At 59.7% G+C, this 8490-nt stretch carries 9 protein-coding genes; 5 read left to right on the forward strand and 4 right to left on the reverse strand.

The window, feature by feature from the left end; genetic code table 11:
- On the forward strand, positions 1-246 hold a 246-nt coding region (locus tag ACXRVY_RS11295), incomplete at its 5' end, for a hypothetical protein (RefSeq protein WP_458237410.1).
- An 83-nt stretch (positions 247-329) separates the two neighbouring features.
- A complete protein-coding gene (locus ACXRVY_RS11300) occupies positions 330-1079 on the forward strand; it encodes a YkgJ family cysteine cluster protein (RefSeq protein WP_223460089.1) in 750 nt (249 codons plus the stop codon).
- A 152-nt stretch (positions 1080-1231) separates the two neighbouring features.
- On the opposite strand, the gene ACXRVY_RS11305 is transcribed toward ACXRVY_RS11300, so the two are convergent.
- A complete protein-coding gene (locus tag ACXRVY_RS11305) occupies positions 1232-1489 on the reverse strand; it encodes a hypothetical protein (RefSeq protein ID WP_223460087.1) in 258 nt (85 codons plus the stop codon).
- A gap of 194 nt (positions 1490-1683) precedes the next feature.
- Here ACXRVY_RS11305 and ACXRVY_RS11310 point away from each other — a divergent pair, with 194 nt between their 5' ends.
- Positions 1684-2658, forward strand: coding sequence for a 2-hydroxyacid dehydrogenase (locus tag ACXRVY_RS11310; RefSeq protein WP_223460085.1), 975 nt, complete (start codon positions 1684-1686; stop codon positions 2656-2658).
- Positions 2659-2840: 182 nt separating this feature from the next.
- Positions 2841-3350 carry a DUF2165 family protein gene (locus tag ACXRVY_RS11315; RefSeq protein WP_223460083.1) on the forward strand — a complete coding sequence of 170 codons (510 nt, stop codon included), beginning with the start codon at positions 2841-2843 and terminating at the stop codon, positions 3348-3350.
- 25 nt (positions 3351-3375) lie between these two features.
- On the opposite strand, the gene ACXRVY_RS11320 is transcribed toward ACXRVY_RS11315, so the two are convergent.
- Positions 3376-4278, reverse strand: coding sequence for a DMT family transporter (locus tag ACXRVY_RS11320; RefSeq protein ID WP_223460081.1), 903 nt, complete (start codon positions 4276-4278; stop codon positions 3376-3378).
- A 151-nt stretch (positions 4279-4429) separates the two neighbouring features.
- On the opposite strand from ACXRVY_RS11320, the gene ACXRVY_RS11325 reads away from it, so the two are divergent.
- Complete coding sequence (locus tag ACXRVY_RS11325) at positions 4430-5305, forward strand: helix-turn-helix domain-containing protein (RefSeq protein ID WP_223460079.1); 876 nt, start codon at positions 4430-4432, stop codon at positions 5303-5305.
- 72 nt (positions 5306-5377) lie between these two features.
- Here the strand turns inward: ACXRVY_RS11325 and ACXRVY_RS11330 are convergent, their stop codons facing one another.
- Positions 5378-7807, reverse strand: a complete 2430-nt coding sequence (locus ACXRVY_RS11330; protein WP_458237411.1) for a TonB-dependent siderophore receptor — start codon at positions 7805-7807, stop codon at positions 5378-5380.
- Positions 7808-8043: 236 nt separating this feature from the next.
- The coding region (locus ACXRVY_RS11335; protein WP_458237412.1) for a FecR family protein at positions 8044-8490 on the reverse strand (447 nt) is incomplete at its 5' end.

The following is an 8490-nucleotide window of genomic DNA, read 5'->3' on the forward strand; positions in this document are numbered from 1 at the left end:
ACCTACGACAAAGCCGTACTCGCCAGTTGCACCAAGGCCAGCGCCCTGAAGGACAGCAAACCGGTCGGCACCGCCGCGCAGTTCGATGACCGGGTCGGCTACACCGCGCTGCTGCTCCAGGGCCAGTACCCGCAAAAACACATGAAAGGCGCGCAAGGCACTGAATTGTGTCTCTACAACAAAAAGAGCAAAACCGCGTACGTCGCCGAATGGGACTCCATCCGCCCGGCCGGCAAGGCCAACTGAGTGGCGCATAATTTGCTTCGATAGCGGCTTTTGTGGCGGCATTCTGTCGCCGTTTCATGCCCTGTGATGCGAATCAACGCTCAATGAATACGACGTTTTCCTGTGTAGGCTGCGGCAAATGCTGCAACGACCACCATGTACCCCTGACCTTGAGCGAAGCCCGGATGTGGGCCGCCGACGGTGGTCAGCTGATCGTGCTGGTGGAAGCGTTTCTGGGCAACGGCCTGGGTCTGCCGATGCAACAACGGGAACACGCCAAACGCCGTTCGGCGGCGGTGCGCAGCGGCGAATCCGACGCGTACGTGGCCATCACCTTCGCCGCCTACAATGTCGGCCCCTGCCGGAATCTTGACGAAGACAACCGCTGCCGCATCTACGAACGCCGGCCGTTGGTGTGCCGCATCTATCCGATGGAAATCAATCCGCACATACCTCTGAACACCGCCGTGAAGGAATGTCCGCCTGAGTCGTGGGAAACAGGGCCGGAGCTGATTGTCGGCGGTAATCTGGTCGACCAGGAGCTGGTGCAACTGATCCAGCGCTCACGCGAGGCGGATCGCGACGATATTCAGACCAAGGATGCAGTTTGCGCGCTGCTGGGTATTCGCACGACGGCCCTGAAGGGTGACGGGTTTACCGCTTATCTGCCCGATATGGCGGAGTTTGCTGCAATCGTCGACGACCTGGCCGGGCAAACGTTGCCGGAGTGGGGCAGCGAATGGCTGTTTCATGTGTCGGACGATGATATTGCGGAGCAAGTGCTGGCCGCCGGTGCGCAAGTGGTGGCGGATGCGCCGGCGAATTATGCGTTTATTTCGTTGCGGGCGGCTTGATCAGGAAGTTGCATCGCCCTGAATGGCCTCATCGCGGGCAAGCCCGCTCCCACAAGGATCACCGATGAACACATATTTTGTGTACGACGATGATTACTGTGGGAGCGGGCTTGCCCGCGATGACGGCGGCGCTGTCATCGCAAAGTCCGGATTTAGCGCTTACCCATCGACCGACGAGTCCCCGGCGGTGCCATGCCTGGGGTCTTGGTGTGGCCGTTCTTGGCGCCGTTCTTGTACCACGGCTGGTTGGAGCCCTTGGCGGCCGCCAGATCACCCGGCTTGAACGGGAACTTGAAGGCCGGGATCTCGGCTTTGGTTTCGCTGTCGGCRCTGGAGTCGACGCTGTCTGGCAGCTCTGCCTGCACGTCGCTCAGGGCGTCGGCGACCGGCGGTTGTTTCGGGGAAGTCATGAAAGCTCCGGGTGGTGCATGAAGTGTCGGGCCCGGTGAGTGAGCCGCATGTCACAGTATAAGAAGTGCGGCAGTATAACTGGATGACGCCCCGCAAGCTGCAAGCTTGCATTGACCGCCTGACGACTCGCACAAATCCCGCGAAGAATGTTAGCGTGCTCATCATTCTTCACCGCCCGACGAGTGCGCCTCCCATGAAAAAGACTGTCCTGGCTTTCAGCCGCGTCACCCCGGAAATGGTCGAACGCCTGCAACAAGACTTCGATGTCATCGTGCCGAATCCGAAAAACGGCGACATCAACGCCCAATTCAACGAGGCCCTGCCCCACGCCCACGGCCTGATCGGCGTCGGTCGCAAACTCGGTCGCGCCCAGTTGGAAAACGCCGCCAGGCTGGAAGTGGTGTCCAGCGTCTCGGTGGGCTACGACAACTATGACCTGGCCTATTTCAACGAGCGCGGGATCATGCTGACCAACACGCCGGATGTGCTCACCGAAAGCACCGCCGACCTGGCGTTTGCCCTGTTGATGAGCAGCGCCCGTCGCGTCGCCGAACTGGATGCCTGGACCAAGGCCGGGCAATGGCAGGCCACTGTCGGTGCACAGCTGTTCGGTTGCGATGTGCATGGCAAGACCCTGGGCATCGTCGGCATGGGCAATATCGGTGCGGCCATCGCCCGACGCGGTCGCCTGGGATTCAACATGCCGGTTATCTACAGCGGTAACAGCCGCAAGAACGAACTGGAACAGGAACTCGGCGCACAGTACCGCAGCCTCGATCAATTGCTGACTGAAGCTGATTTCGTCTGCCTGGTGGTGCCGCTCAGCGAGAAAACCAAACACTTGATCAGCCATCGTGAACTGGCGCTGATGAAGCCAAGTGCCATTCTGGTGAACATTTCCCGTGGTCCGGTGGTGGACGAGCCCGCGCTGATCGAAGCGCTGCAAAACAACCGCATTCGGGGTGCAGGGCTGGACGTATACGAAAAAGAACCGCTGGCCGAGTCGCCACTGTTCCAGCTGAAAAATGCCGTGACCTTGCCGCACATCGGCTCGGCCACCCATGAGACCCGCGATGCCATGGCCAACCGTGCCCTGGCCAACTTGCGCAGTGCCCTGCTGGGCGAGCGACCGCAGGACCTGGTCAACCCGCAAGTCTGGAGGGGTTGAAGTCAAAACGGGCAGGAGCGACAAGCGCCTGCCCGTTCAATTTAAAAGAATTACTTTCAAGCGACTAAATAGCTCTCTTTATACATATCCTGCAATTCAGTCGACAACCAAACCATAAAACCACGCGATAGACTCTCCGTATTTGCCCGGACACTACAAGGACAATAACGGAGACCGCCCACTTGCCACCATTCACAACAAGCCAGGTCATTCGACTCAGCAAAGCCACACTGATGTTATTTGTCAGCCTGTTTGGGTTGCTGATGCTTTACAACAACTTCACGGACTACTCGAGCAACTATGAATACATTGCTCACGTCCTGAGCATGGACACCACCAACGACCGTCACAGATACAGCCACAGGGCTATTACTTCAGCCATAGTGCACCACCGCATCTACTGGCTGATCATTACACTTGAAGTGGTCTACACCCTGTTTTGCCTGCTTGGAACCTATTACCTGTACAAAAATATCAACACATGCCAGGAACAATTTCACGAAGCCAAAAAACCTGGATTAATCGGATTGTTGATCGCCCTTTTCCTCTATTACGTAGGCTTTCAAGTAATCGGTGCTGAATGGTTCAACATGGATGACTCGAGCGCATGGAACTATCAGGACAGGGCCCGGAATATTATTGATTTCATTTTTCCGTTATTGATATACATCGCAATAAAAATCGAGCGCTGAGTCACTCGGCGCTCGACGCCCTCCCTCAGGCCAACTTGCCGTTACCCAGCACCGGCGACACTTTGGGTTTACGAAACACCAGTACGTTCCCCGACATCACCAACACCAGCCCCAACAGCGCCGGCACCGTCCATTGATAGCCCTCGGCGAACGCTGACACGTTGAGCGCCACCACCGGAAATAGCACCGTACAATACGCAGCCCGCTCAGGCCCCATGCGGCCTACCAGCGTCAGGTAGGCGGTGAAACCGATCACCGACCCCGGAATCACCAGGTACAACAGTGACCCGATGTAACGCGCGCTCATTTCCATGTCGAAGGGAATGCCCTTGACCAGACACCACACCGAGAGCATCGCCGCCCCGTAAGCCATGCCCCAGGCATTGGTGGTCAGCGGTTTGAGACCGGCCTTCTGTTGCAGGCTCGAGAGCATGTTGCCCGCCGAGAAACACAAGGTGCCGCACAAGGCCAGACCGAGACCGAGCAGGGTTTCCGGGCTGGCGGTACGCCCGGCCAATTCCGGCCAGAACAACAGGCCCAGCCCAAGCAGGCCCAGCGCGCCGCCCATCAGCACATTGCGGGCGATTTTCTGACCGAAGAACACCCGCGCGTTGAGGGCATTCCACAGGGTGGCGGTGGAAAACACCACGGCCACCAGGCCGCTGGGGATCCACTGGCTCGCAGTGAGGAAGCACATGAAGTTGACGCAGAACAGGCACAAGCCCTGAGCCAGGCAGATCAGGTGCCCGCGACGGTTCATCACTTGCAAGCGTCGGCTAAGCAGCAGGATCACGAACAGCACCAGCGCAGCGAGCCCGAAGCGATAGACGATCGACACGGGAATGGCCACCACGCCGAGTTGCCATTTCAAGGCAATCCAGGTGGTGCCCCAGATCAGCACGGTCAGCAAGTACAAAGAAAGGTTCATGACAAAGGCTCCTCGATAGGTGCCCAGTGTCCGGCGCCACTCCCTGGCGCACTTGCATAAACTTGCGCTTTTGTCTGCCGACAGGCTGGCAGGCGCACGTCTACGGAGTAGGATGCAGGGCGTTGGATGCAGGTGTTAGAGAGCAACGATCATGGCTGCACTGGATACCCTACAAGTCTTTCAAGCCCTCAACCGCTCGCCGAATGCTCGCCTCGAGCACAGCGCCGAGCTCGGTGACGGTTTGTCTGCAGCCTTGTGGAGCAATCACCACGATGCGCAGGATTACGAAGCGCCCAGCCACCACACGTTGTCCTGTTACCTTGCCGGCGGCACCGGCACCTTTCGCCGCGACCAGCCCGGCAACAAGGGGGGGCCGGATAAACTGTGCGTCCTGCCGGCCGACCACCAGTCAGGCTGGGTGATCAATGGCGATATTCGCCTGGCGCACCTGTATTTCAGCCCCGAACAATTTGCCCTCGGTTGCGTCACCCTGCTCGATCGCGAACCACGGGAAATGCAACTGCGCGAGCAGACCTTTCTCGATGATCCGCAGCAGGCGCTGCTCTTTCGACAGTTGATCACCCTGAACTGGGACGAGCCGGGCGAGCGCCTGCTGACCAGCAGCCTGGCCCACGAACTGCTCAGCCATGCCCTGCTCAGCCAGGTGAATGCCCGGCAAGGCCTGCGTCTTAAAGGTGGGTTGGCCGCGCATCAGCGTCGGCATCTGGTGGAATACATCGACAGCCATCTGGACGACGCCATCAGCCTGGGTCAATTGGCGGCGTTGTGCGCGTTGTCGGAATACCACTTCGCGCGGATGTTCCGCGAAAGCTTCGGCTTGCCGCCCCATCAGTATGTGCTGGCACGACGCCTGAACCGGGCGCGGGAGTTGCTGCGCACGACCTCGCAACCACTGGGGGAGATTGCACTGGCTTGCGGCTTTTCCAGCGCCAGCCATTTCACCAATCGCTTTCGCCAGTCACTTGGCGGGACGCCCGGTGAGTATCGACAGGCGTTTTTGCGCTAGGCCCGGGATTTTCGGCGCCTCAATTGCCGCCTTCGCGGGCAAGCCCGCGAAGAACGATAACGCGGTCTATCGTCAGAACTCCAAGGTGCTCGACAACGTCACCTGCCGCGAGTCACCCATCGACACAAAGAACCGACTTGCCGCCGAGGTGTAGTAAGTGCGATCAAACAGGTTCTTCACGTTGAGCTGGAACTTGACCTTCTGCCCTTCGACTTTGGTGTCGTAGGTGGCGAACGCATCGGCCACGGTGTAGCCCGGCAGGTCGAAATCGTTCACCGCGTTGCCCGCGCGCTCACCCACATAACGCGCCCCGGCGCCGACCCGCAGTTGGTCGCCGCCGACGATGGTGCCGAAGTCATAGACGGCCGACAGCGAGCCGCTGTTCTTTGCCACGTTTTGTAGTTGATTACCCTTGTAAACAGGGTCTTCGGTGACTTCGGCATCGGTGTAGGCGTAGCTGCCGATCATGCTCCAGCGATCGGTGAGCTGACCGCTCAAGTCCACTTCAAGGCCACGGGAACGCACTTCGCCGGCGGCACTGTAAATTGTCGTCGGGCCTTCGGCGTTGGCCACCAGCACGTTGCGTTTCTTGATGTCGAACAGCGCGATGTTGCCAGTGACGCGGCCCGGCAGATCGAGCTTGGCACCCAGCTCCCAGGACTTGGCTTCTTCCGGCGCGATGCCGCCGTCAAGCACGGTGCTGCTGCCGCTCAACGGCGCAATGGTCGAATTGGGTTTGAACGATTCGGTGTAGCTGCCGTAGAACGACAAGGCGTCGGTGTACTTGTACACAAGGCCCGCGCGCGGTATCCATTTCTGCCCGTTGCTGTCGGTGTTGGCGTGGAACGGCACGCCTTTGCCGGCGTACTGGTCGTACGCCTGGAAGCGCGCGCCGGCCACCAGAATCCATTGGTCGTTGAGGTGGATGGAATCCTGCAGGAACACCGAATCGCTGCGCAGTTCATCGGTCTGCGCGCTGTCGGCCGCACTGACAGTGGTGCCCGGCACTTCCTGGCCATAGATCGGGTTCACGTAGCTGAACTGGGTGCGGCTTTTCTGGCGGATCAGGTCTTCGCGGAAGATCTTGCGGTATTCGTCATCGACGCCGAACAGCAGCTCATGCTGCATGCCGAACACATCCACGTTGCCTTCGAGGCCGGCGGTGGTGAAGCGGTCGGTGCTGATCGCATTCCGGGTGCCATCCATGCTGCGGGTCAGGGTGCCCTTATTGGTGTCGATGGCAGTCACGCGCACCTGGCTGGCGTCGTAGGTTTCGCGGTTCCAGCTGTAACCGAAATGGGCCTTCCAGTTGTCGTTGAGCTCGTGATCGGCCTCGAAGTGATAGAGGTCCGAACGCCCTTCCATGTTGTTGAACGGCTCGTCGAGACGTTCGTTGCGCGAGATGTCCAGCGGATGGTTGGTCCGTGGATCGATCAGCGTGCCGCGGTCGAACGGCGTGAGGAATTCGCGGTGCTCATAGGAGAACAGCAACTTGGTGCTTTCGCCGTACCAGGCCAGCGACGGCGCGATGAGGCTCTCGCGATGCACGCCGAAGTTGCGCCAGTAATCTTCGTCTTCATAGTCCAGCACCATGCGGTAGGCCAGCCCGGAATCGCCGAGGGCACCGGTGCTGTCGAGACCGCCGCCGCTGCCGTTCTTGCCGTCGCCATAGCTCGAACCGCGCGCAGTCAGTGCGTTGTACTGCTCAAGCTCGGGCTTTTTGCTGACCATGTTGACCACGCCACCCGGATCCTGGATGCCATAGAGCAACGAGGCAGGCCCCTTGAGCACTTCGACCCGGTCGACGCTGGTGTTGAGGCCACGGCCCTGCACGATCGGCATGCCGTCGCGCRTGATCGAGCCATTACGGTTGTCGCCAAAGCCGCGGACCATCACCGAATCCTGGGTGCTGCCCAAAGTGTTGGCCTGGGTGATGCCGCTGACATTGGCCAGAGCGTCATCGAGATTGCGTGGCGCCTGGTCGCGGATGACCTGGGCCGGGACGACATTGATCGTCTGCGGGATGTCCTGAATCGGGGCCGAGGAGCGCATCACCGAAGAAGTCGGTGGCGGCTGGTAACTCATGGACTCATCCATCACCGAGGTAATGGTGGTCGCGCCCAGGTTCAACGCACCTTCGGTCGGCCGTGGTTCCAGTGCAATGGTATGCCCATCGGTGCGGCGGAAGGTCAATCCCGAACCACTGAGCAGACGTTGCAGGGCCTGTTCGGCGCTCATCTGGCCATTGACCGCGGGCGCATTGAGGCCGTACGGCGCTTCATCGGTGTAGACGACACTGATGCCGGTCACCCGGCTGAAATCACTCAAGGCCTGGGGCAGCGGTTTGGCGGCCAGTGCGAAATTGAATTGCCCACGCGACTGACTGCTGCCCGCCTCTGCGGCCAGCGCCACGCTCAGCGGCAACAACGCCAATGCCGAAAAGCTCAACGCAGACACACCCAACCACTGTTTGACCGAACCCGATTTTGCCCTGGACTTCATGACTCATGACCTGTGTAGAACCGCAACGGATGCGAATGACTCGCAGTTTCAGTCACTACACGGATGGCAGTCGGGTTTACCTCATCACATTCTGAAAATATTTTTTCTTGAGTGATTGGGTGTCTGATCTGCCGCCATCGCGAGCAAGCTCGCTCCCACAGGTTTTGAGTCGGCCACAATATTGGGGCAACACATAACCTGTGGGAGCGAGCTTGYTCGCGATGGGGCCGGCAGCATCAACGCAAAATAATCAGCTGCCCCAAAACCTGATGCTGCTCAAACCCCAACACCCCCTGCAACGAACTCAACACCGCCTGCGGATTCCTGCTCGGAAAGCTGCCACTGACCCGCCGCGTCGCCAGTTCATCGCTGAGTATCAAGATCCGTCCGGGGTAATAGCGCGCCAAATCCAGCACCACATCGGCCAACGTCGCCTTGTAGTAATTGAGCCAACCCTGACGCCATGCCAACTGCGCTTCGCTGTCCACCGCGTGGAATTTTTCCGCCGAGCCTTCGCCGTAGGCGACTTGCTGGCCGGCGGTGAGAATTTGCTGCTCGGCGTTCTTGTCCGCCGTTACGCCAACCCGCCCGGACAACACCGTGACCTGTGCACCACGGGACTGCAAGCGGACCTCGAACTGCGTGCCCAGGACCCGCGCCTGCCMCTTCTCGGCGTCCACTAC

This window comes from Pseudomonas sp. P5_A2_2, from assembly GCF_054177685.1.

Excerpts from the sequence above, each read along its gene's own strand:
- ACXRVY_RS11300 (WP_223460089.1), top strand. The coding sequence starts at position 330 with ATGAATACGACGTTTTCCTGTGTAGGCTGCGGCAAATGCTGCAACGAC.
- ACXRVY_RS11310 (WP_223460085.1), top strand. The coding sequence starts at position 1,684 with ATGAAAAAGACTGTCCTGGCTTTCAGCCGCGTCACCCCGGAAATGGTC.
- ACXRVY_RS11320 (WP_223460081.1), bottom strand. The coding sequence starts at position 4,278 with ATGAACCTTTCTTTGTACTTGCTGACCGTGCTGATCTGGGGCACCACC.
- ACXRVY_RS11325 (WP_223460079.1), top strand. The coding sequence starts at position 4,430 with ATGGCTGCACTGGATACCCTACAAGTCTTTCAAGCCCTCAACCGCTCG.